The sequence below is a fragment of the Bacteroidales bacterium genome (assembly GCA_021157585.1).
GTDB lineage: Bacteria > Bacteroidota > Bacteroidia > Bacteroidales > UBA12170 > UBA12170.
The window spans coordinates 16,354-39,736 of the sequence record JAGGWH010000040.1 but is presented as its reverse complement, the minus strand read 5'-3'; the positions used below and the strand labels follow the sequence as shown (position 1 = coordinate 39,736).

Here is a 23,383-nt window from a genome sequence, read left to right as displayed (position 1 = left end):
TATTCAAGCATGGACTTACCAAAGAAATATACCTTATCCGAAATAGGAGGAATATTAAACAAAAAAACCATTGGCAAAGCCGATTTTCTAATTAGTGGAATAAACGAAATTCATATGGTTAGAAAAGGAGATTTGACTTTTGTCGATCATCCTAAATATTACAATAAAGCCTTAACATCCGATGCTACAACAATAATTATTAATAAAGAAGTAGAGTGTCCATCAGGCAAAACCTTAATTATTTCCGAAGACCCTTTTTCAGATTATTTAAAATTAGTGCAGCTATTTCGTCCTTTTAAAAGTTCAGATAAAAACATTAGTGAAAGTGCTAAAATTGGAGAAGGAACAATTATTCAGCCCGGTGCTTTTATCGGGAACAATGTGAGTATAGGAAAAAATTGCTTAATCCACTCAAATGTTAGCATTTACGACCATAGCATTATAGGAAACAATGTAATTATTCATGCCAATTCCGTAATTGGAGCCGATGCTTTTTATTTTCAAAAAAGAGCAGACGGCTTTAAAAAGTTTGAAAGTTCCGGTCGTGTTATTATTAAGGATAGCGTAGAAATTGGGGCATTATGTACCATAGATAAAGGCGTTTCTGGAGATACAATTATTGAAGAAGGTACTAAAACAGATAATCATTGTCAGATTGGACACGACACTTATATTGGCAAAAACTGTTTAATAGGAGCATTTGCCGCCATAGCCGGAGTTACACGAATTGAAGATGATGTGATTCTTTGGGGTCGTGTTACGGTAAACAAAGATTTAGTTATTGGAAAAGGAGCTATTGTTTTAGCTACAACAGGAGTAGTTAAAAGCATCGCCGGAGGCAAAACCTATTTTGGATTACCTGCCATTGAAGCTAGAACTAAATGGAAAGAAATGGCTATTCAAAAGAAAATGGTAGAAGAATTTAATAATAGCAGAAAAAACCACTAAAAAGTTTCTTTCTCTTTTATTTGCTGATTCTGCCAATCTAGAGCTAATAAAATTGCAGCCAAAGTCCAAAACGGAACAGAAGCTTTATCAGTATCTAAAAAATTATTCAAAAACCCGTGACTTAAATATGTTGAAAGAGCTATAGTACTAATCAGAGCTAATAGCTTTATCTGAGCTGTCCCTGCTTTTTTATATACTTTAAATCCCGTATACATCAAGCTAAGAAAAACGGCTAAAATAGCTAATAAACCAAAAATTCCCGACTCCGCTAAAGGACCTAAATATTCGCTATGCGCAGTACCGGCATCACCCGAATTAGTACTAATTATTGTGCGTTCATCTGATCGCTGCATTGGACCATAAACAAATTGATATGTCCCCGGACCCCAGCCGAAAAATTTTCGTTTATCGAATAAGCGAATAGCACACTTCCATCTGTTAATACGCTCTAAATTAGAGGCGTCAGTCATAATATTGGAGGAAGATTCAACATGCTCAACAAAATTCTCCGACGATTGAGAACTGTTTTTCGACAATCTATCGCTTATAGCTTGCTGATTTAAAACAGTAAAAAGTAAAACTAAAAAACTAAAAAGAAATAAATAAGAAAATCTGATTTTTAATTTTAAAAAAGTAAAGACAAAAATAGCAACTACCAAACTTAACCAAGCAGCTCTACTATAAGATAAATAAAGAGCTATAAATAATAACACTGAAAAGCTAAAGGCCAGCAATTTTATTCGTCTTGAAGATTTTGACAAAAAAAATAAACTCAACAAAAAAGGAATAAAAAGAGTCACTATCATACCGTAAGCCGTATGGTCATTATAAAAGGGACTCATTACCCAACGACCAACTTCCTCGGAAAAATTATATTTATAATGGATAATAGTTGTATAAATAATCACCAAAGACAATGAAATTATAGATAACCAAAAAAAGCGATAAATATTTTTTGTCTTTTTATAAAGTGGAAAAGCCATAAAATATAAAGGGACAATAAACCACAAACGAGCCAATAAATACTTAAACGAAACTAATGGGTCTTCACTGGTAAAACTAGTAACTAACATCCAAGTCAAGTAAAAGAAAATAGCCAATGTTATAGGATGTTTTAATAAGAAAGTATCTGTTCTAATATTTTGAAATAATTTTAACAAAAAGAATAAAAGCAAAGCTATCAAAAGGGGTTCGGTTGGCAATGCAATAGCAAAACCTATATCGAGGCGATCTAAATTTATAGATAATGGCGTTAAAAAAATAATGAACCAATAGGCATATTCTTGAGCAAACAACAACAACAATAAACCAACTAAGACCAATGGAAAAGCAAATAAGTAATAATTATCATAACTGATAAACACAAGATTCAACACCACAAAGAGCAAGCTAAACAAGCTTACTAATAGTATTTTCCACTTTGTATTTAACACGGATTTATAATTATTTTTTAAGCTCAACACCTTCGAATACAGCTAAAACTGAAAGTGATATTAAAGCAACGGAGAGCATACTTCCTAAAACGATAATCCAGCGAATAGGACGATCTTTTTTATCGGCAACATAAGCGGATTCAATAACATCTACATAAGTCTCTTGCCTATCAAGGTCGGCAACAGCAATATCGTGAGCACCAATCAAATTATTAAGCAAACCACCTTCATATTTCAAACGATCCATAACAATTATTAACTCACCACCTTTCTCGTCTATCTTTTTCTTTAAAGCGTCAACTCTTTTCTTATCTACTTTGGTAAGCCCACCTTCTACCGTTCCTAAATAGCCTTTCACAACTTCTGAAGCCTGTGCTCCAAAATCAATAAGTCCTTCTTTAGTTGCTAAATAATGCAAACGGTTTTTTAATGAGTCTATAGTAAATAGTTTTCTGTTAATTGCACGATCCCACATTCCAACCGTTTCGGCATATCGTCTTTCGTGTAAAGATTTTATTTTCAGTTCATATTCCTTTAAAATAGCATCTACCATTTGTTTGGCTATTTCAGGATCGCTATCGAGAACCTCAACCATAACAGCATCTGCAAGTGTTTTTGAAACAGAGACATTTTTACGATACAAACGGTTTATCTTAGTTTGGGCATATCTATTATTTGAATCTAACTCATAATGTTTCATCAAATGAAACTGTTTAATAATACTTTCTCTAATTTTATTTGCATCTAAAACCTGCACCATTTGCTCTGTTAAACTTTCGTCGGAATAAGAAGTAATATTTGCCGGATAAACAACAGCCCAACTCTTATATTTAGGTTTAATAAACATTGGAGAAGAAAATATAGTAGCAAGTAAAATTGTTATGATTTGAATAATAAGCAACAGCTTAAACCATTTCAATATTAAATTTAACAAATTGACATTTCTGAAATTCAACTCCATTCTTAATTTTTTTAATTATTAGATAGAATAATGTGCACAGTCCCTTACTTTATTCAAAAGTACAATAAAAAAAGCATCTGCTTTTAGTCTACTTTTATTTTTATAAACACGTTTTAATATTATTCTTCAACAACAAGCTCTTTTTCGCGTTTACTCAGAATAAAATAAATTTCACGAATATTAAGCAAACGTAAAAAGAAAGCTATAATAAGCGATAAGAGAACAAATACTCCAAGATTTTTCCACCATTCAAAACCCAGTTCAAAAGTTACGTAAGCAATTCCTAATACCGAAAGAGAAAAAGTAATCAATCTTAAATAAAACTGAGGTTTAAAACTTATATTAAGTTGTTTATAAGCAAAAATCAAGTGTAAGATCATACTGGAAAACAATGCAGAAACATTAGCAATAGCCGATCCTAAAGCAGCATAATGAGGTATTAATAAAGCATTTAAAGAAAAACTGACAAACATACTAAAAGAAGCAATTCCAATAAGAATTTTCAAATCGCCATTAGCTGTTAATAAAGTACCAAAAACATAAGATATAGCAACAGCGATACTTCCAAATATCAAAATAGACAATACCGATGCAGATTCTTGAATATTATCGAGATATAAAAGTTCCATTAGCTCATAACTATACATCCAAGAACCTATAGCCAAAATAAATGTTGCTGTAAACAATAATGTCATTGGCATTTTTATCATCTGTATCAAAGCCTGTTTTTCTTTAATCATTTTAGAAAAAATTGGCATTAGCAATATTGCAAATAAATAAGCTAATTGATTAGCAGCATCCATAATCCTAAAGGCGTGCGCGTATATTCCCACCTGAGTTTCTCCATCACCATCAGGCAATAACCGCTCTAAAAGCACACTATCAATACGATGGTATAAAGTCATTAGTAAAACTAATAACGCAAAAGGAGCACTCTTTTTAAGTATCATCAGAAAAAAGACAGGATTCCAACTTAATCGGCGAAAGCCGGATTTTAAAACAACTATAATAAAACCAACAAAAGCTGTAAAGCCATAAGCTGCTGTCTGTGCATAAACAAACCACTCTATTTTAAAAGGTTGACTACTTACATTTCCCCAGAGTAAAATCGACATAATTCCAATCATCAAAACCCGATCGAAAACCGACATTAAACTTTCAGTCCTAAACATTAGCATACCACTAATATTTGAACGCATATACATTATCAGGGAAATTAAAAACTGATTAAAGCCCACTAAAGCCAATAGATTTAACTGATGCCCACGATATCCTATTAAAAAAGCGATACTAAAAGTAACAACGAAATAAACTACTGAGAGTAAAAGTTTTAATGTTAATATCCCCGAAAAATGCTTCTTTAAGAGAACCGTATGTTGTGCAATATTTCTATTGTTAAAATTTGTAATTCCAAGATCAAGAAGGATATTAAAAATAAATGAAAAGTTTAAAAGAGTAAAATAAAATCCAAAATCTTGCGATCCAACAACATTCTGTACCGTTCTATCAATCCCGAATATCCAAAAAGGCTTAATCAGTAAATTGAGAAGTATAAGAAAAATTAAATTTGTTAAAAATTTTCTTTGCATAATTTATCAAGCGAAAGTACTCTGTTCGCCTCACTTATTTTATCTTTGAACAAATTTATTAAATATAGCTTTGCATCCGTGAAAATTGCCATAAATACCCGATTACTTATAAACCAAAAAATGGAAGGTATTCAGTGGTTTACTTTCGAAACTTTTAAACGGATTACACAAGCACATCCTGAACACACCTTTTATTTTATTTTCGATCGCCCTTTTCAAAAAGAATTTATCTTTTCCTCTAATGTTAAACCGCTGATTTTAAGTCCGCAAGCAAGACATCCGTTTTTATTTTATATTTGGTTTCATTTGCGTATTCCACAGCTTTTAAAAAAATATGATATTGATGTATTTGTTTCGCCCGATGGTTTTTTACCTTTAAAATCAAAGGTGCCGTCTTTAGCTGTTATTCACGATATTAATTTTGAACATCAAACAAAAGGCATTCCTTTCTTTGCCGCTAAATATTACAAACATTATTTTCCAAAATATGCATTAATAGCTTCTAAAATCGCTACCGTTTCTAAATATTCAAAAAACGATATTATTAAAACTTATAATATTGTTCCATCAAAAATAAGCGTAGTTTATAATGGCATAAACGAATCTTTTGGGCCTATTTCTGAAATAGAAAAAGCAGCCGTTCGAAAAAAATATGCCGAAGGAAATCCCTATTTTATTTTTGTTGGTAGCTTACACCCACGTAAAAATCTTTGCAATCTTTTAAAGGCTTTTGATGAATATAAAAAAACCGACCAAACAAACACCAGATTATTAGTCATCGGCTCAAAGCTTTTTAAAGCCAACAAAATATTTAAAACCTATAATGAAATGAGCTATCGCGATAATGTTCATTTTCACGGTCATCTGTTTGCTGATGAGTTACATGCCGTACTCGCAGCGGCAAAAGCCTTAACTTTTGTATCTTTTTTCGAAGGTTTTGGTATTCCTATTGTTGAAGCTTTTGCCTGTGAAACACCGGTAATCACATCCAATATTAGCTCTATGCCCGAAATAGCCGGTGATGCTGCACTTTTAATTAACCCACACTCTATAGAGAAGATTCAGCAAGCCTTACATGAAATAGAAGACGAGGCTCTTAGAAAAAAACTCATAGAAAAAGGAAATAAACAAAAAATGAAATTCAGCTGGAATAAAACGGCTGAAAAACTTTGGGAAGATATTGAAGGATTATTTCCCGTCAACAAGAAGAACAAAAATCGTAATTTGTAATCTAATTAATGATAAAAAATAATGAATGTATTATTAATCGGTTCAGGAGGTCGTGAACACACACTAGCTTGGAAATTAGCAAAAAGCCCTAAACTAAAGAAGCTATTTATTAGTCCCGGAAATGCGGGAACGGCTACTCACGGAACAAATATTTCAATTGACTGGGAAAATTTCGATGAACTTAAAAATTTTCTCCTTAAGGAAAATATAAATATGCTAGTAATAGGCCCCGAAGACCCTCTTGTTAAAGGGCTTCACGATCAAATCCTTACCGATTCTCAAACTAGTCATATTGCAGTAATTGGACCAAAAAAACAAGCAGCATTATTAGAAGGAAGTAAAGATTTTTCTAAAGAGTTTATGTTGAAATATGGAATCCCGACAGCCAATTATAAAAGTTTTACACTTGAAACTATTGAACATGGCTTTCGGTTTTTAGAAGATATAAAATCTCCATATGTACTTAAAGCCGACGGATTAGCAGCCGGAAAAGGAGTCCTTATTTTAAATGACTTAAACGAAGCTATTGCTGAATTTAAAGCTATGCTCCGGGATGAAAAGTTTGGAACTGCCAGTAAAACAGTTTTGATAGAAGAATTTCTGAGTGGTATTGAATGTTCAGTATTTGTTTTAACCGATGGAGAAAATTACAAACTGCTCCCCGAAGCTAAAGACTACAAACGAATTGGCGAAGGAGATACAGGATTAAATACCGGTGGAATGGGATCAATATCTCCCGTTAGCTTTGCTGATACCGAATTTATGAAAAAAGTAAAAAGTCGAATTATTGAGCCTACTATCAATGGATTAAAAAATGAAAAAATAGACTATAGCGGATTTATTTTCTTTGGATTGATAAAAGTAAAAGGGAATCCTTACCTTATCGAATACAATGTTCGTATGGGCGACCCTGAAACAGAATCTGTTATCCCACGATTAGAAAACGATTTACTTGATTTATTTATAGCTGCCTCCGAAAAACGCCTGTCAGAAAAGGAGATAAAATTCTCCGAAAAAACTACGGCTTCGGTTATGCTGGTTTCAGGTGGTTATCCTGAAAATTATGAAAAAGGCAAAGTAATTAGCGGACTTGATTTGGTTAAAGATTGTTTGGTTTTTCATGCCGGAACTAAACAAAACGACAAGGGGGAAATCTTAACCAATGGAGGTCGTGTTATGGCTGTTACCGCTTTTGGAAATACTCAAAAAGAAGCTTTAGATAAAGCATACCAAGAATCGGAAAAAATACAATTTGAGGGAAAGTATTTACGCTACGACCTCGGCTTTGATTTATAAAACTTATGATACTAAAGCTTTTTAAACAGTCTTATTTTATCCAAATCGCTTCGCTGATTATATTATCACTTATCATTTGGTTTCCTGCTTTTATTAAGCCGCCAACAGTAATTATATCTACATCAAATCCATTTACCAATTTCTTTTTTTCACAGACCTTATTAAGTAATTCTATACCGGCTGTATTTTTAGGATTTTTACTTTTGCTTTTTGAGGCTTTTATGCTATCCAATATATTTTCAAATCATCAACTTACATATAGTAATAATTTCTTATCGGGATTCTTATTTGTACTTTTTTTAAGTCGTACTCCCGAACATCTTGGATTTAATCCCACTCTAATAGCCTTGCTTCTTTTGTCTCTTGGACTTAAAAAACTACTTGAGAATTTTAAATCTATTCGAGCTTATAATCTCTTGCTTTCCACATCAATATTATTTTCTTTAGCAAGCTTGTTTATTCCATCAGTAATTCTACTTTTTCCCATTATCTGGATAAGCCTGATACTTTTTCAATCATTTAATTGGCGGAGTATTCCCATTAGCCTAGTCGGTTTACTAACCCCTTACTTTTTTATTGCTATAGCCTATTTTTGGTTAGATAATAGTTTGCTTTTTATGGAACAAATGGAAAGCTTATTGAGTAAGCTTATAGAATTTCCAAGAATACCTACCGGAGTGGAAATCATTGAACTTACAGGCTTTGCAGCTTTACTTTTTTTAGCAAGTAGTTATATTTTTCCGCGTATTGGAAATCAGGTAATAAGCATACGTAAAAAAACAAGTCTTATATACTGGTTTTTAGGATTTAGTATTCTTATTTCTTTTTTTACATCTGATACACTTTCGCACGAAATAGTATTTATTCCTTTTGCAGCAATATTAGGACATTATTTTAATGTGGTAAAAAGACAGCTTTGGGCTGATATCTTCATAAGTATTATTTTTATCCTTATTCTATTTCAGAATTACCAAATCCTTTGGAATGCTTAAACTAAGATTTATTAATGATAAAAAAATAGAAGCCGGTTGCGACGAAGCCGGACGTGGCTGCTTAGCCGGTCCTGTATTTGCAGCAGCAGTTATTTTACCTTTCAATTTCAAAAATGAGATTTTAAACGACTCTAAAAAACTCAATAAGAAAAATCGAGATATTTTGCGCAAATTGATAGAAGAAAAGGCGTTGGCTTGGGCAGTAGATAGTATGACACCCGAAGAGATTGACGAAATAAATATTCTTAATGCCAGCATTTTCAGCATGCACAAAGCCGTAAAAAAACTAAATATCCGGCCACAACGTTTACTTATCGATGGCAATAGATTTAAACCATTTGAAAATATTGAATATCATACTGTTATTAAAGGCGATGGAAAATACATGGCTATTGCAGCGGCATCAATATTAGCTAAAACCCATCGCGATGAATATATGGAAAAACTTCATGAAGAATTTCCCGACTACGATTGGCAAAATAACAAAGGCTATCCAACAAAAAAACATAGAGAAGCTATCCGTTTACGTGGTATTACTCCTTATCATCGAAAATCATTTCGGTTAGCAGAACAATTGAAATTAATACTTTAATATTATGAGGGGAAAACAAGCATTAATTTTTGTAATCATGCTTTTTAGTATTTGGTCTTGCCAAATGAATACCGAAAAGCATAAATCAATCTCTCCTGAAAGCGGACGCTATATTTTTTTAGGACACACTTATCATTGGTATTCTAATGATAGAATTGATTTCAGAATACAAAGCCTCGACTTAAAAGATTACGAAATGGTTTTGCTCGGCGGAGATATTTGTTCCGAATCTTCACGTAGTGATACAAGCCTGCTTCATATCGACTCTATATTCAACATTTCAAATCCTAAAGTATTATGGGCAATAGGAAATCACGATTTGCGTAATGGAAATCTTGCCTTAATTGAAAAATATACCAAACGAAAATCGTATTATGCAAAATCAATAAACGGACTAACTTTCTTAGTTTTAAATACAAATTTTGAGCACAGCAATTTAAGTACAGAGCAAAAAGAAGATGAATACAAAAATCAGCTTCAACTGATTTCAAACCTCAGCGATACCATAACAAAATCATCACATCTTATTGTTTTAAGTCATAATGTGGTATGGAAAGATTTAGATAGTACCAGCCGAACATTTGCTAATGTTTCTAAACCTTATAGTTTTAGTACCGACAGTTCAATAAGTTTTATAACTGATATTTATCCCAATCTGATCAAAATACAGAAGAAGAATATTGATGTTATTTGGATAGCCGGCGATATTGGAAAATGGAGTAAAAACTATAGTTTTAAATCTGTTGATGGCATACAGTTTTTAGCTTCGGGGATTAATAATACTATGTTTTTGAAAAACCCTGATAAGCATCCTAATCCACCAAAAGACAAAGTTTTAATTTTTAATTATGATAAAGAAAATAAAAAACTGTACTGGAATTTTGTAGATCTTAACTTTCTGTATTTTTTGTCTCAGCTCAAAGAAAAAGGCTACCCCGAAACAAAAGCAGATAGTTTATGTTTACAAATAGATAGCTTATACCGTAATCAAGAAGAGGCTATTTCGGTATACAGCAAACGTATAAAAAACACTAAAAGCTGGCTTAATAAGGTTAAAGAAAAAGCACATAAAAGAGATATTCCTCTCAAAGAAATGATTTATAGAGATGCCAGATTCTTAAATGATAAAATGAGGAAAGAAAAACTTAATGAGCTTTATCAGCTAATTCCAAATCCACTTTTTTATCAAACAAATAATTCCACCAAACATTTAGAGTAATCTATCTAATCGTTGTAGGTTCTTATATCAGAGAAATATTTTTCAGACTTAGTGTCTTAGTGTCTCAGTAGTAAACTTTTCACCACAAAGGCACAGAGGCACAGAGAAAAAATATCAGAGAAATATTTTTTTTTAAACTTGGTATCTTAGTGTCTCCGTGGTAAACTTTTCACCACAAAAGCACAAAATCACAAAGAAAAAATATTAGAGAAATGTTTTTTTTTAAACTTAGTGTCTTAGTGTCTCCGTGGTAAACTTTTCACCACAAAAGAAAAATATCACAGAGAAAAGAATAGTGTATTGATCAACATTCAAGTATTACGCAAATAACTCTACCAATTCTACCAAGCGACTGGAATAACCCATTTCGTTATCGTACCAAGCTATTACTTTTACCAATTTGTTTTTATCACCTAAAACGGCAGTCAGTTTAGAATCAAAAACAGCCGAATGTGTATTTCCAATCACATCGCGCGAAACAATGGGATCTTCGGTGTATTCCAAAATTCCTTTTAGTTCATTTTCTGATGCCGCCTTAAAAGCTGCATTAATCTCTTCAGCGCAAGCAGGTTTTCGCAAGGTTCCAGTTAAATCGGTAAGCGACCCGTCGGGAACAGGAACACGAATACCGGCACCGCCAATATTTTTAGCTAAATGAGGAAATATCCTAGTAACTGCCTTTGCCGCACCCGTTGTAGTGGGTACAATATTTTCGGCAGCTGTTCGTCCACGGCGTAAATCGGTATGCGGACCATCTAAAATATTTTGGTCTTTAGTATAACTATGAATAGTAGTAATAAAGGCTTTTTCAATACCCCATCTCTCATCCAAAATTTTTATTAAAGGAGCAATATTATTTGTTGTACAGCTAGCATTTGAAATAATTCGATCTGCTTTTGCTATCACTTCGGTGTTAACACCTAAAACGACAAAAGGAATCTCTTCACTCCCATCACCTTTCGCCGGTGCCGACAAAATAACTTTTTTCGCTCCCGCTGCCAAATGTTTCACGGCTCCTGCTTTTGTTGCAAACAAACCGGTAGATTCTATCACGACATCAATATCTAAATTCTTCCACGGTAGTTCTTCGGGATTTTTCTCCTTCAAAACAAGTGTTTTATGATTGTTTACCACCAAATGGCTTTCATCAAAACTAATATCGGCTTTAAGTAAACGATGAACAGTGTCATATTTTAACAAATGTGCTAAAGTTAGCGTGTCGGTTAAATCGTTGATAGCAACGACCTCAATATTTTTATTATGGATTAAATTCCTAAATGTAGCTCGACCAATACGACCAAAACCATTTATTGCCAAGCGAATTTTTGACATGATTTATTTTTTGACAAAGCTAATGCTTTTTCGAGAAATGGTGGCTGGTGAAAGGCGAAAATACCTATCTTTATAGCTTCAAAACTATCCTGATTATGAAAAATTTTCAAACAGTAGACGAGATTTTAGACTTCGCTATAGAAAACGAGCAAAACGCTGCTGATTTTTACTTTAAACTTGCCGATATAACTCGAGATAAAAGTATTCGCGAAACTTTTACTTTGTATGCTAATGAAGAAATTGGACACAAAGAAAAATTGATTTCTATCAAAAAAGAAGGCGTTTTTCAATTAGAAGAACAATCAATTTTAGATATGAAAGTTGCTGACTATGTTGTTCGTCAAGCTGTTTCTGAAAACATGTCTTATCAGGATGCATTAATTCTTGCTATGAAAAGAGAAAAAGCAGCTTATCGTTTGTATATGAAACTATCGTCAAAAACAGATGATAAGCAATTTAAAGATCTTTTTATCGGACTAGCTCAAGAAGAAGCTAAGCATAAAATGGCCTTTGAAATTGAATACGATAACGTTATTTTACGTGAAAACTAATTGGTGATACTTTTAAGCTTGATTCAAAATCATTTAATTAAACCAAGCCTGTTCATAGTGAGTTAAGCCAAAATTTAGCTTATACTCATTACTTCTGAGGTTGGAGTTTATATAGCTAATTACTACTATCATTTTACATTGCTTTCTTATTAATATTCTACTGTATTTATTGTTTTTTCTATTCGATATGTTTAAATTTGCATAACGAAAATAAGCTATGAAAAAAAGAATATTCTTACTATGGATAATGACTTTTGCCATTGGATTTCAATCTTGCCAAAACACTAATAAGAAATCTAAACCCGAAGGCTTACAAGGCAATTTAATTGTCTTCCATGCAGGCTCTTTATCTGTTCCATTCCGTTTGATTGCCAAAGAATTTGAGAAAGAAAATCCAAATGTAGATGTATTATTAGAAGCTGCAGGAAGTGTTGCTTGCGCAAGAAAAATTACCGATTTAAATAAAGATTGTGATATTATGGCATCGGCTGATTATCAGGTCATTGACAGATTCTTAATTCCTAATTATGCAGGTTGGAATATTTCCTTTGCAGCAAATGAGATGGCAATAGCCTTTACGGATAAATCGAAATTGGCAAATGAAATTACAAACAAAAACTGGTACGAAATCTTAGCTAAACCCGAGGTGATTTACGGTCGATCCGATCCCAATTCCGATCCCTGCGGCTATCGCTCTGTAATGACTACTCAACTTACAGCTTTACAAGAGGGGAATCCCGAAATACTAAAAATATTAGATAAAGATCAAAATTACATTCGTCCAAAAGAAGTGGATTTATTAGGATTACTCGAAGCTAATGCCATTGATTATATTTTCATCTATAAATCGGTAGCCACTCAACATCATTTGAACTATATCACTTTAAACGACTCAATAAATCTTTCTAATTCTGATTTATCCGATTGGTATACCAACGCAAAAGTTAATATTGCAGGAAAAAAACCGGGAGAATATATAAGTTTAATTGGGAGTCCGATGGTTTATAGCATCACACAACTAAAAAATGCTCCTAATGCAGAAGCAGCAACAGCATTCTTAGATTTTTTCTTTGATACTGATAAAGGAATGAAAATTATTGAGGAGCAAGGACAAACATCTATTATTCCTGCTATTACATCTAGTTATAATCAAATACCTGAAAATTTCAAGAAGTTTGCTCTCGACTCGAACAAAAACACAGAGTAAACTGAAAATAATTGTTATCGGATATTTACTTTTAAATATTGCTGAAGCTAAAAAAGAGTTGGACTAAAAACACATGATTTTAACCCATATCTTGATGATAAAACAGTTTTTAAGTACAGTTTAAACATAAAAAAGATTATTCAAGCTTAATGTTTAACCCTTTTATTTTACAGATTATTTAAACCGCCTGTATATCTTCTTTATTGACAAGGTACTATGGTTTAAAAATACTTTTTTATTAACACGCTTGTTTTTCTCTAAAAAAAATTTATTTTTGCAAAAATTACAAAACAACATAACTATGTATTGGACCTTAGAATTAGCCTCAAAGTTAGAAGATGCGCCTTGGCCAGCTACTAAAGAAGAATTAATTGATTTTTGTATTCGTTCCGGAGCACCTGCAGAAGTAGCCGAGAATTTGGCAGAAATAGAAGATGAGGGAGAAGCATACGATCGTATAGAAGATATATGGCCTGATTATCCGACTAAAGAAGATTTTTTCTTTAACGAGGATGAATATTAAAATATAAGCCTGATTTTCAGGCTTTTTTTATGCTCCCGCTTTTTTAACTTTATATCCAAGATTCTTTAAAATATCTACCACCTTATCTCTGTGATCTCCCTGAATAATTATTTCACCATCTTTTGATGAGCCACCAACACCACATTTTGTTTTTAAAATCTTTCCCAAATCTTTTAAATCATCATTATTTCCTATAAAACCTTTTACTAAAGTTGCTTGTTTGCCACCTCTGTGTTTACGATCGAGCCAAACTCTAAGATCTTGTTCCGAAGGCAATAAAGTTTCTACATCTTCTTCCATTTCATATTCAAAATCAGGATTAGTAGAATACATCACATCACCTACTATTTTCTTCTTTTTCTTCTTTTTCGACATATGGTTTTGGGCTTAATATATTACCGATAAAGATAATGGATTTATGGCGATATTAATTGTTTTGCTTTGCTGAATAGCTTCCCCATCAATATTCATAAACACTTTATCATTTAATTCTATTTTAATTTTTTTGGCTTTCTTTATCTGAACAAATTTTGTTTGATCTATTTCCTTCTTTAATATTTTGAGGAGCACATATGGTATTTGCAAAAGCTTGGGTTTACTGACAAAACACACATCAAGTTGTCCATCATCAATTTTAGCTTGTGGAGCAATTACAAAATTATTTCCAAACTGATTGGTATTGGCAAATACAATCATAAAGGCTTTTTTCTCAAAAGTAGTTTCGTCTAGACTTATAGTATATTCTTTTTCTGAATAGCTGAAAAATTCACGGATACTTATTTTTGTATAGTTCCATAATCCTCTGCCTTTTGCAAGACTAAATTTTTCGGCAATGTGGGCATCAAAACCCAAACCGGAAATACTAACAAACGACTGTTCGTTCACTTTAACAGTATCAACGCTCTTTATTCTAAATTGATTAATGCGTTCAACAGCATTAGGTAACGACATAGGGATATTCAAATGTCTGGCAAAACCATTTCCTGAGCCAATAGGAATTATGCCAAGTGATGTTTTACTGCCTATCAACCCTTGAGCGGCCTCGTTTATAGAACCATCTCCTCCAACTACAATTACAGCATCATAATTTTTCTCAGCAGCTTCTTTTGCAAGTGTGGTTAAATGTCCTTTTTTATTAGAGTAAACAATCTCACTATCAAACATTTCGGTATTAAGATTCGCCTCTATAGCTTTTTCAGCTTTAATTTGCTTATTAGTGCCGCTAATTGGATTGATGATTATTCTAATCTTTTTCTTCATTACTTATTAAAACCTAATTTATTATGTATCATAAAATCGGAATAATTTTGAATAATGGCTTTAGCTTGATTTTCTGTATTGCGTTTATTTGAAGAGTCACCATCAGAAAAAGAAAATTCTTTACCATTAAATTCAAAAGTAAAATTGGGTGTAACTCCAAAATAAATATCATTCAAATAATAAATCATAAAGTCAGGAGCTGTTGTATCAAATATAGAATTCCCAAAAGCTACAAATGTATCGGGGAGATTGAGATAATCTAAAACACTTGGCAAAATATCACTTTGCTGCATAATTTGCCTATGTGCTTTTTTAACTAAAACCGTATCATTTGGAGCATAAAAAGCAATTGGTATTTCAAAATGAACCAAATTACTTGAATCTCTTGTGTTTGGAAGTTCTGCTGTATGGTCAGCAGTTATAACAAAAAGAGTATTATTAAACCACTTTTCCTTTTTAGCCGATTGGAAGAATTTTGATAAGGCAAAATCAGAATATGCTATACTATTATCCAAAGGTTTATAATCTGAAAATCTTGATTGATATTGTTTAGGAATAGCGTAGGGATGATGCGACGACAAGCTAAAGAAAGCAGCAATAAACGGTTCGTTAAAAGTATCCAACTTAGATTTAAAGAAAGGATAGAATTTGTGATCCCAAATACCCCAACTACCATCGTAATCGTCTTTATTTTCATATTCGTTCAAACCAAAATAGTATTTAAACCCTGCTTTAGTAGCATAGCTGTCAAAATTCATAGTCCCATTTTTTCCGCCATGAAAAAAAGCAGAAGTATAACCTTTATCACCTAATATGGAAGCCAAACTATAAAATTGATTATTAGCATAAAGAGAAGTTAAAAATGGTTGACGCATCAATGTAGGAATACCAGAAAGTATAGCAGGAATTCCTTCTATACTTTTTTTACCGTTTGCAATACCTTTAAAAGTAAGCGATTTATTAAGAAGGCTATCGAGAAAGGGAGTCAAACTCTTTTGTGAAGGACTAAAATACCCGACTTTCTTAGCAGAGAAACTCTCCAAAATAAGCACTACAACATTTCTATTATCAGCTAATAAATCCGGATGGCTATAAAAATGAATAGGATTAAAATACTGTTTTACTTCGTCTTGCTTAAACCACGATTTAAGTTCAAGCTTTTGTTGTCCACGAGTTACAATTAAACTAAACGGAGTATTTATTATTAATGGAACTTGTCTAGAATTTACCATTCTCTCGGCATCAATCAAATTAAGAGGCTTAAGTTGAGTTCCTCCTCGCATTCCTAAAATGCTTAAACCTAAAATTAAAAGAAAAAGAAAACTTTTGTATATGGTTTGAGCAAGAGATTGCTTTGGAATAATAATCCTTTCTTTAATCCTTAACAAAGCATAAACCATCAATAGTATCATTGCTACAGCAAGCAATATAATATACCAATAATCTAAAACTAAGGATTTAAAAATATCAAACAATCCAACATTAGCATCCAAAAAATTAAAAATATCGAAAGTGCTCCTTTTTAATGTAAATCTAAAATATATAACATCTATTAAATTGGAAAAGATGGCCAAACTATTGAATAGTAATGTGATATACAAAACTGCATTTATTACTTTTCTACTATATTTATAATTAAACGGCAAAGTACTAAGCAGTATTAATGGAAAATTCAACATCATCAGAGCCGCAATGTCAAAACGAAGTCCTAAAAAATAGATTGAAAATAAGTCGTTAGCAGAAAGCTCGCCAAAATAATTCACATTAAAAAAGTATAGAAGCATACGAGATATGCTTAGCAAGACTAAAACTATTAGCAGTCGAAGAAATAATACGGTATAGACCTTGCCTTTAAATTCAATACTTTTCATAAGAATTTGTTGAATGCTACAAAGTTATATTTTTTATAGACAAAACAACTTTTAATAAAGAAAACAGACTGCCTAATTAGTTTTATTAAGACTTTGTGATGCACCAAAATTTAGTAAATTTGAATAAAAAAATAAATGTACAATTTCGAATATCAAAATCCTGTTAAAATCATTTTCGGAAAAGAAACAATTTCTTCTGTAGCAAGAGAAATTCCAAAGAATAGCCGAATTTTAATGACTTATGGTAGCGGAAGTATTTTTAAAAATGGCATTTATGAACAAGTAAAAAAAGCATTGTCAGAATTTACCATTTTTGAATTTGGTGGTATAGAGCCCAATCCGCGTTATCACACTATGATGAATGCCCTAAAAATAGTTGAAAAAGAAAAAATTGATTTCCTTTTAGCTGTTGGCGGAGGCTCTGTAATCGACGGCACTAAATTTTTGGCAGCAGCCGCTCATTTTAAAGATGGTGATCCTTGGGCAATTTGTCAAAAAGGAGCCCCTGTTAAATCTGCTATGCCGTTAGGTGTTATATTAACGCTCGCTGCAACAGGCTCCGAAATGAATTCTTTTTGTGTAGTAAGCAATGACGAAACAAATGAAAAGCTTCCCTTTCATAGCGAAAAAGTCTATCCTAAATTTTCCATCTTAGATCCTTGCGTTTTAAAAACTTTACCTAAAACTCAATTAGCAAATGGCATTATAGATGCTTTTATTCATGTAATTGAACAATATCTTACGTTTCCAAATAAAGCGGAAATTCAAGATCGTTGGGCAGAAGGGGTTATGCTTAGCCTAATAGAATACGGACCTGACTATGTATTAAAAGATTTTGATTATGATGTTGCTGCAAATAGTATGTGGGCTATTACCATGGCTTTAAATGGTCAGTTGGCTTTGGGTGTTCCAACCGATTGGGCAACACATACCATTGGACACGAACTTACAGCTCTTTACGGCTTGGATCACGCACAATCTTTAGCTATTTTATTAGCAGGAACAATGGAAGTTATGCGTAAAGAAAAACATGAAAAATTAATTCGCTTCGCTAAAAATGTTTGGAATATTGATGAGGAAGACGAAGAAATACTAATAGATAAAGCAATAATCAAAACAGAAGAATTTTTTAAACTTTTAGGGGCTAAAACACGATTGAGTGAATACAATATTCCTAAAAGCGAAATAGAAACCGTAATTCAAAAACTTAATAAGCAAAAAAAGATAAATTTGGGAGAGCGAAAAGCATTAACACCGGATCGTTTAAGAACTCTGCTCGAAATGCGGTTTTAATTACAACGTTTTTAAAAAAAATATAGAATATAAAAATATGCAAATAGCTCAAGCAGGTAACAAAGGAAAGAAAATTCGATCCGACTGTTTTATCGAATTGGAAATTAAAACTTCGGGAGGCATTCAGCTCGAAATGAACTCTAAAGTTGAGATTATGTACGGGAAAGCCAACCGTCAATTAATTCTTGATATCTTAGCCTTTTTTGAAATCGAACACGCTCGTATTCAATTTGTTGATAGCGGTGCCCTACCCTTTGTAATTGCAGCTCGTATTGAAGCTGCAATTAAGCAATTGCTCGATTCTGAAAAAGAATTCTTGCTCGAGATATTAGACGAAAATAAACAGGCAAGCCTAAAAGAGCAACATCGTTTTTCTCGACTTTATTTGCCGGGAAATTCGCCAAGTTTGATGCTTAATGCGGGAATTCATTCTCCCGATGGTTTAATTTTGGATTTGGAAGATGCTGTAGCTCCTGATAAAAAACACGAAGCTCGTTTTTTAGTACGCAACGCCTTACGATCTTTGAATTTTTACGGTGCTGAGCGTATGGTACGAATCAACCAGGGGGAGAGAGGAATTGAAGATTTAGATTTTATAATTCCACATGGAGCAAACCTGATTTTAGTTCCAAAAGTGGAAACACCAGAACAATTGCTTGCTGTTGACGAAAAAATTAAACAGCTTCAAATTAAACACAATTTAAAAAACCCAGTTTGGCTAATGCCAATTATTGAAAGTGCAAAAGGCGTAATGCACGCTTATGCTATTGCTTCGGCAAGCGATAAAGTTTCTTCTTTGGCTATCGGTTTAGAAGATTATACGGCTGATCTTGGTGTTCGTCGTACGGCTGAAGGAACAGAATCCTTTTTTGCACGCACCACTTTAGTTAATGCCGCTGTTGCAGCCGGAATTCAGGCTATCGACTCGGTATTTTCAGATGTGTCTGATATGGAAGGATTAAAGAAAAACGTACAAATTTCAAAAAGTTTAGGCTTTAACGGTATGGGATGTATTCATCCTCGTCAGATTCGCGTTATCCACGAAAATTTCGCACCTGATACTGTAGAAATTGAAAAAGCAATGAAAATTTATTTAGCTTTTCTCGATGCCAAAGCAAAAGGACTTGGTGTTGTTTCTTTGGGAACAAAGATGATAGATGCTCCGGTAGTGAAACGTGCTGAAAAAGTTATTCAGCTTGCCGTGGATATGGGAAAATTAAAGAAAGACTGGCTAACAGATTTTGATAAATAATTCTTGAAAGATGACAATGCTTAATAGACTCCTCGATTTATAATTTATAGAAGATGAAAAAATACGATCAATTGATAAAAAATGCCGTAGGACGAATAGTCCCGGAGATTATAAATGGTGAAGAGCATACCGCTTTTCAAGGAGTCGGGAAATTTCGCCCCAAAGGTAGGAAACATGCTCCTCGTATTCCAACGTGTGCTGATTATCCTGAAGACGGAAATAAGTTACTGCCAAACCTAAAAGAAGCCTTAATTAAAGCCGGATTAAAAGATGGGATGACAATCTCTACTCATCACCATTTCAGAAACGGCGATTTGATAGCAAATCAGATTTTTGATATTGCTCATGAATTAGGCATTAAAGGTTTGCGATGGTTTCCTTCAGCTTCTTTTCCTTGTCACGAACATCTAATTCCCTATTTGGAAGATGGAACTATTCAACGAATTGAAGGAAGTATGAATGGAGCATTAGGTAAATTTTGCTCCGAAGGAAAAATGGAAGGCATAGGCATTTTGCGATCGCATGGCGGTCGTTACCAAGCTATCCAAGATGGTGAAGTTCAAATAGATATTGCTGTAATTGCTGCACCTTCAGCAGATGCTTTTGGCAATGCCAATGGTGTTAATGGTCCTGCTGCTTGCGGTTTATTGGGTTTTGCTTTGGGCGATTCTCAATATGCTGATAAAGTGATCGTGGTAACCGATAATTTGGTTCCTTTTCCTTGTGTCCCCTTCCAAATTCATGGAAATTATGTGGATTATACTGTTTTGGTTGGTAAAGTAGGTGATCCTGAAAAAATTATTTCAGGAACAACACAAATTACTAAAAGTCCTGACCGACTTTTAATTGCTGAAATGACAGCACAGTTTTGCGAAGAAGCAGGCATTGTTCAAGATGGATTTTCATATCAAGCAGGAGCAGGAGGAACAGCCTTAAGCATTGGAATTTATTTTGCTGAGATACTGAAAGAAAGAGGATGGAAAGCACGTTTTATTCGTGCCGGAAGTAATCAATATCCTGTAAAAATGCTTGAAGAAGGTTTGGTAGATTATATCCTTGATGGACAGACTTTTGATTTGGAAGGTGTTCGTTCTATGCGCGAAAATGAAAGCCATTTGGCCACAAGTCCATTTACATCATATAATTACCACAGTAAAGGGAATTTTGCAAGCATGGTAGATGTGGTAATTCTTGGTGCTACCGAAGTGGATGTAAATTTTAATGCTAATGTGGTTACTCATTCCGATGGTGCTTTATTGCATGGTATTGGTGGTTGGCAAAACTGTCTTTTCTCAAAATGTACTATTTTGCCTATTCCTCTTTTCCGTGATCGTATTCCTGTAATTGTGGATGAAGTGACTACTATTTGTGGTCCCGGAGAGCTGATAGATGTTATTGCTACAGAAAGAGGAATCGCTATTAATCCGCGCAGAACAGATTTGATAGAAAAATTAAAAGATTCCAACTTACCAATTAAAACCATTGAAGAGCTAAAAGCAGAGGCGGAGGCTATTTGCGGAAAGCCGGAAAAACCTGAGTTTACCGATGAAATTATTGCGGCAATTAAATGGGTTGACGGAACTATTATTGATGTCGTACGGAAAGTAAAAGAGGCTGTCGATAATTAAATCATTGACGAAAGGGAAACGCTGTTGAGCCCAAAGCAATTAAAATTAGGTATTTCGTATTATGCCCAAGCTATTGGCATTTATTGGCGTTTACGCAAATATTTAAAACAGCATTTTCTGAGCGATCTTAATTTTCCAAACAGTTTGGAACAAGAATATTTTTACGGTTCTAAATATTATAACCGCACCAAACAATATATGCATGCCAATCATTTTTTTGGTGAGTTACTTTGTGTTTTGCGCAGATCTAAAATGGACAATACTGAGCGAAAACGATTTGCAAATCTAAGTGCTTGCGCACCTATTTTCGATGATTTTTTTGATAAAGACAAGGACGAGCTAAACAAAATAAATAAGCTTTTGAATAATGTTGAAAACGAAAAGCCTGAAACAGAAGAGCAAAAATTAGCAGCCCTTTTTCTTCAAAATATTTTAGCAGATGTAAATAATAAAACTGAATTTTTAAATGCTGCCAATCAGCTGTTCAATGCGCAAGCAAAAGCAAAAAAGCAACAGCGCTTTGAATCAGAAGCAGAGCATTTGTGGGATATATCTCGGCAAAAAGGTGGATATTCGGGTTTGATGTATGCTTTGCTTTTAAGTCATGATTTGTCTGATCAGGAAAAGGGTTTAGCTTTTGAGTTGGGTGCTTTTGGGCAGTTTATGGATGATGTTTTTGATTTGTATGACGACAGAGCTCAGGGTATTTTTACTTTACCTAACACCTCAAAAACCATAAAAGAAATTGAACTTTTCTTTGAGAGTATTATGGATTCAATTATAAAAAAAGTTGAAAATCTTGACACTAAGTCTCAAGCAAAGAGAGATTTTGTCAATATATTACAAATCTTTGCCGGAGCCATTCGTTTAGCATTTCAAGAATACGCTTTAATAGAGATAAAATATAAAATCAGTCCAAAAGATTGTTTGCAAATTGAAAGAAAACATTGGATAATAGATATGGAAAAACCCAAAAATGCTTTCAAAATGTTTAGCCGCAGTTTAAACTATCTAAGCTGAATTGCTATCTTTGTTTATCAAATGAACCAGCTAAAATAATAATGAGCATGAAATTCAAGCGTATATTACTAAAATTAAGTGGCGAAGCATTAATGGGAAATCAGCAATTTGGCATCGACCCGGAGCAATTGACAAGCTATGCTTCTCAGATTAAAGATGTTGTTAACGAAGGCGTTGAAGTCGGTATCGTTATTGGCGGAGGTAATATTTACCGTGGATTACAAGGTGCAGGAAAAGGTATGGATCGTGTTCAAGGCGATTATATGGGCATGTTGGCTACAGCTATTAATTCTTTAGCACTTCAAGGCGAGCTTGAAAAAATAGGATTGGATGTAAAATTGCTTTCCAGTCTAACTTTAAAACCTATGGCAGAGCCGATGAGTCGGAAAATTGCAGTTGATTATTTAAAGCAAGGTAAAGTAGTAATTATTGCTGGTGGAACAGGTAATCCTTTCTTTACAACGGATTCTGCTTCTGCTCTACGTGGCGTAGAAATCCAAGCCGATGTTTTCTTAAAAGGAACACGTGTGGATGGTGTCTATTCAGCCGACCCCGAAAAAGATCCAGAAGCTACTAAATTCAGCGAATTGAGTTTTGATGAAGCTTATGAAAAAGGTTTGAAGATTATGGATTTAACGGCTTTTACACTCTGCAAAGAAAATGCACTACCTGTTTATGTTTTTGATATGAATACACCTGGAAATCTATTAAAAGTAGTTCAGGGCGATCATATTGGAACGATTATCAAATAGATAAAGATTCCTCACTTTGTTCGGAATAAGGGAATGCAGTTGGAATGGGTTTTTCTCTCATTCCGACGGAGACACCATCCTTCATTTCGAATGGAGTAAAACGAAATGAGAAATCTGTTTCTCATCAACGAAGGCAAATGTGTTTCACCAGAATGAGATATCTCTCTAAGTTCGATATAGGGTTGCCATTCTCTCATCTCGACGAAACGTAGTGCAGGAGAGATCTCCATTGTCCGTAGACATTGATTTCAATAAAATCTTTCTTTGCCAAAAAAAATATTCTACGTATGGAGATTAAGATTCTTCGCTGTTTTTTTGCATTTAGGTTAATGTCCTCGGACAAAGAAACTCTTTTAAGCCTTACTTTTTTATTAATCTCGAAGCCCTACGGGCTATTTTGAATTGCCTCGGTTTTAAGCCGAGGGTTTTTGATT

The 23,383-nt window shown here is 33.5% G+C and carries 21 protein-coding genes; 14 read left to right on the top strand and 7 right to left on the bottom strand.

The genetic code is table 11. The annotated features are described in order from the left end of the window. The first annotated feature begins 9 nt into the window (after positions 1-9). On the top strand, positions 10-948 hold the full coding sequence (locus J7K39_02665; GenBank protein MCD6178784.1) for a UDP-3-O-(3-hydroxymyristoyl)glucosamine N-acyltransferase: 939 nt from the start codon (positions 10-12) through the stop codon (positions 946-948). Here the strand turns inward: J7K39_02665 and J7K39_02660 are convergent. The 3 genes from J7K39_02660 to J7K39_02650 all read right to left on the bottom strand — a co-directional run bounded on the left by J7K39_02660 (position 945) and on the right by J7K39_02650 (position 4,931). Then, complete coding sequence (locus J7K39_02660; GenBank protein ID MCD6178783.1) at positions 945-2,381, bottom strand: O-antigen ligase family protein; 1,437 nt, start codon at positions 2,379-2,381, stop codon at positions 945-947. The genes J7K39_02665 and J7K39_02660 overlap by 4 nt on opposite strands. A gap of 10 nt (positions 2,382-2,391) precedes the next feature. Next, on the bottom strand, positions 2,392-3,315 hold the full coding sequence (locus tag J7K39_02655; GenBank protein MCD6178782.1) for a hypothetical protein: 924 nt from the start codon (positions 3,313-3,315) through the stop codon (positions 2,392-2,394). A 146-nt stretch (positions 3,316-3,461) separates the two neighbouring features. Beyond that, on the bottom strand, positions 3,462-4,931 hold the full coding sequence (locus J7K39_02650) for a polysaccharide biosynthesis C-terminal domain-containing protein (GenBank protein ID MCD6178781.1): 1,470 nt from the start codon (positions 4,929-4,931) through the stop codon (positions 3,462-3,464). A gap of 120 nt (positions 4,932-5,051) precedes the next feature. On the opposite strand from J7K39_02650, the gene J7K39_02645 reads away from it, so the two are divergent. Genes J7K39_02645 through J7K39_02625 form a run of 5 tightly spaced genes read left to right on the top strand, consistent with a single transcriptional unit; the run spans position 5,052 to position 10,260 of the window. Continuing rightward, positions 5,052-6,161, top strand: a complete 1,110-nt coding sequence (locus J7K39_02645) for a glycosyltransferase family 4 protein (protein MCD6178780.1) — start codon at positions 5,052-5,054, stop codon at positions 6,159-6,161. Positions 6,162-6,182: 21 nt separating this feature from the next. Further along, complete coding sequence (purD, locus tag J7K39_02640; protein MCD6178779.1) at positions 6,183-7,457, top strand: phosphoribosylamine--glycine ligase; 1,275 nt, start codon at positions 6,183-6,185, stop codon at positions 7,455-7,457. 5 nt (positions 7,458-7,462) lie between these two features. Further along, positions 7,463-8,449, top strand: coding sequence for a hypothetical protein (locus J7K39_02635; GenBank protein MCD6178778.1), 987 nt, complete (start codon positions 7,463-7,465; stop codon positions 8,447-8,449). Next, positions 8,442-9,041, top strand: a complete 600-nt coding sequence (locus J7K39_02630; protein MCD6178777.1) for a ribonuclease HII — start codon at positions 8,442-8,444, stop codon at positions 9,039-9,041. Before J7K39_02635 ends, J7K39_02630 begins: the two co-directional genes overlap by 8 nt. 4 nt (positions 9,042-9,045) lie before the next feature. After that, positions 9,046-10,260 (top strand): hypothetical protein, encoded by a 1,215-nt coding sequence (locus tag J7K39_02625; GenBank protein ID MCD6178776.1) that lies wholly within the window; start codon positions 9,046-9,048, stop codon positions 10,258-10,260. A 318-nt stretch (positions 10,261-10,578) separates the two neighbouring features. Here J7K39_02625 and gap read toward each other — a convergent pair whose 3' ends face one another. Further along, on the bottom strand, positions 10,579-11,592 hold the full coding sequence (gene gap, locus J7K39_02620) for a type I glyceraldehyde-3-phosphate dehydrogenase (protein MCD6178775.1): 1,014 nt from the start codon (positions 11,590-11,592) through the stop codon (positions 10,579-10,581). 95 nt (positions 11,593-11,687) lie between these two features. On the opposite strand from gap, the gene J7K39_02615 reads away from it, so the two are divergent. From J7K39_02615 to J7K39_02605, 3 genes are all read left to right on the top strand, one after another. After that, on the top strand, positions 11,688-12,143 hold the full coding sequence (locus J7K39_02615; GenBank protein MCD6178774.1) for a ferritin family protein: 456 nt from the start codon (positions 11,688-11,690) through the stop codon (positions 12,141-12,143). A 217-nt stretch (positions 12,144-12,360) separates the two neighbouring features. After that, entirely contained in the window at positions 12,361-13,350 is a 990-nt protein-coding gene (gene wtpA, locus J7K39_02610) for a tungstate ABC transporter substrate-binding protein WtpA (GenBank protein ID MCD6178773.1), read from the top strand. Positions 13,351-13,651: 301 nt separating this feature from the next. Then, positions 13,652-13,873, top strand: coding sequence for a DUF2795 domain-containing protein (locus tag J7K39_02605; protein MCD6178772.1), 222 nt, complete (start codon positions 13,652-13,654; stop codon positions 13,871-13,873). A 27-nt stretch (positions 13,874-13,900) separates the two neighbouring features. Here the strand turns inward: J7K39_02605 and J7K39_02600 are convergent, their stop codons facing one another. From J7K39_02600 to J7K39_02590, 3 genes are read right to left on the bottom strand one after another with little or no spacing between them, the layout of a single operon-like run. After that, positions 13,901-14,248, bottom strand: coding sequence for a translation initiation factor (locus tag J7K39_02600; GenBank protein MCD6178771.1), 348 nt, complete (start codon positions 14,246-14,248; stop codon positions 13,901-13,903). 12 nt (positions 14,249-14,260) lie between these two features. Continuing rightward, the gene (locus tag J7K39_02595; GenBank protein MCD6178770.1) at positions 14,261-15,133 is read right to left on the bottom strand and encodes a diacylglycerol kinase family lipid kinase; all 873 of its coding nucleotides are present in this window, start codon (positions 15,131-15,133) and stop codon (positions 14,261-14,263) included. Beyond that, a complete protein-coding gene (locus tag J7K39_02590) occupies positions 15,133-17,004 on the bottom strand; it encodes a sulfatase-like hydrolase/transferase (protein MCD6178769.1) in 1,872 nt (623 codons plus the stop codon). Before J7K39_02590 ends, J7K39_02595 begins: the two co-directional genes overlap by 1 nt. Positions 17,005-17,139: 135 nt before the next feature. Between J7K39_02590 and J7K39_02585 the strand changes: the two genes are divergently transcribed. From J7K39_02585 to J7K39_02565, 5 genes are read left to right on the top strand one after another with little or no spacing between them, the layout of a single operon-like run. Continuing rightward, positions 17,140-18,297: an iron-containing alcohol dehydrogenase gene (locus tag J7K39_02585; GenBank protein MCD6178768.1), complete on the top strand. Its 1,158-nt coding sequence runs from the start codon at positions 17,140-17,142 to the stop codon at positions 18,295-18,297. A 37-nt stretch (positions 18,298-18,334) separates the two neighbouring features. Further along, a complete protein-coding gene (locus tag J7K39_02580) occupies positions 18,335-19,549 on the top strand; it encodes a citrate lyase subunit beta (GenBank protein ID MCD6178767.1) in 1,215 nt (404 codons plus the stop codon). Positions 19,550-19,602: 53 nt separating this feature from the next. Continuing rightward, positions 19,603-21,177, top strand: coding sequence for a citrate lyase subunit alpha (gene citF, locus J7K39_02575; GenBank protein ID MCD6178766.1), 1,575 nt, complete (start codon positions 19,603-19,605; stop codon positions 21,175-21,177). A gap of 24 nt (positions 21,178-21,201) precedes the next feature. Continuing rightward, positions 21,202-22,197: a hypothetical protein gene (locus J7K39_02570; GenBank protein ID MCD6178765.1), complete on the top strand. Its 996-nt coding sequence runs from the start codon at positions 21,202-21,204 to the stop codon at positions 22,195-22,197. A 47-nt stretch (positions 22,198-22,244) separates the two neighbouring features. Further along, positions 22,245-22,949: a UMP kinase gene (locus J7K39_02565; GenBank protein MCD6178764.1), complete on the top strand. Its 705-nt coding sequence runs from the start codon at positions 22,245-22,247 to the stop codon at positions 22,947-22,949. The last annotated feature ends 434 nt before the right edge of the window (positions 22,950-23,383 follow it).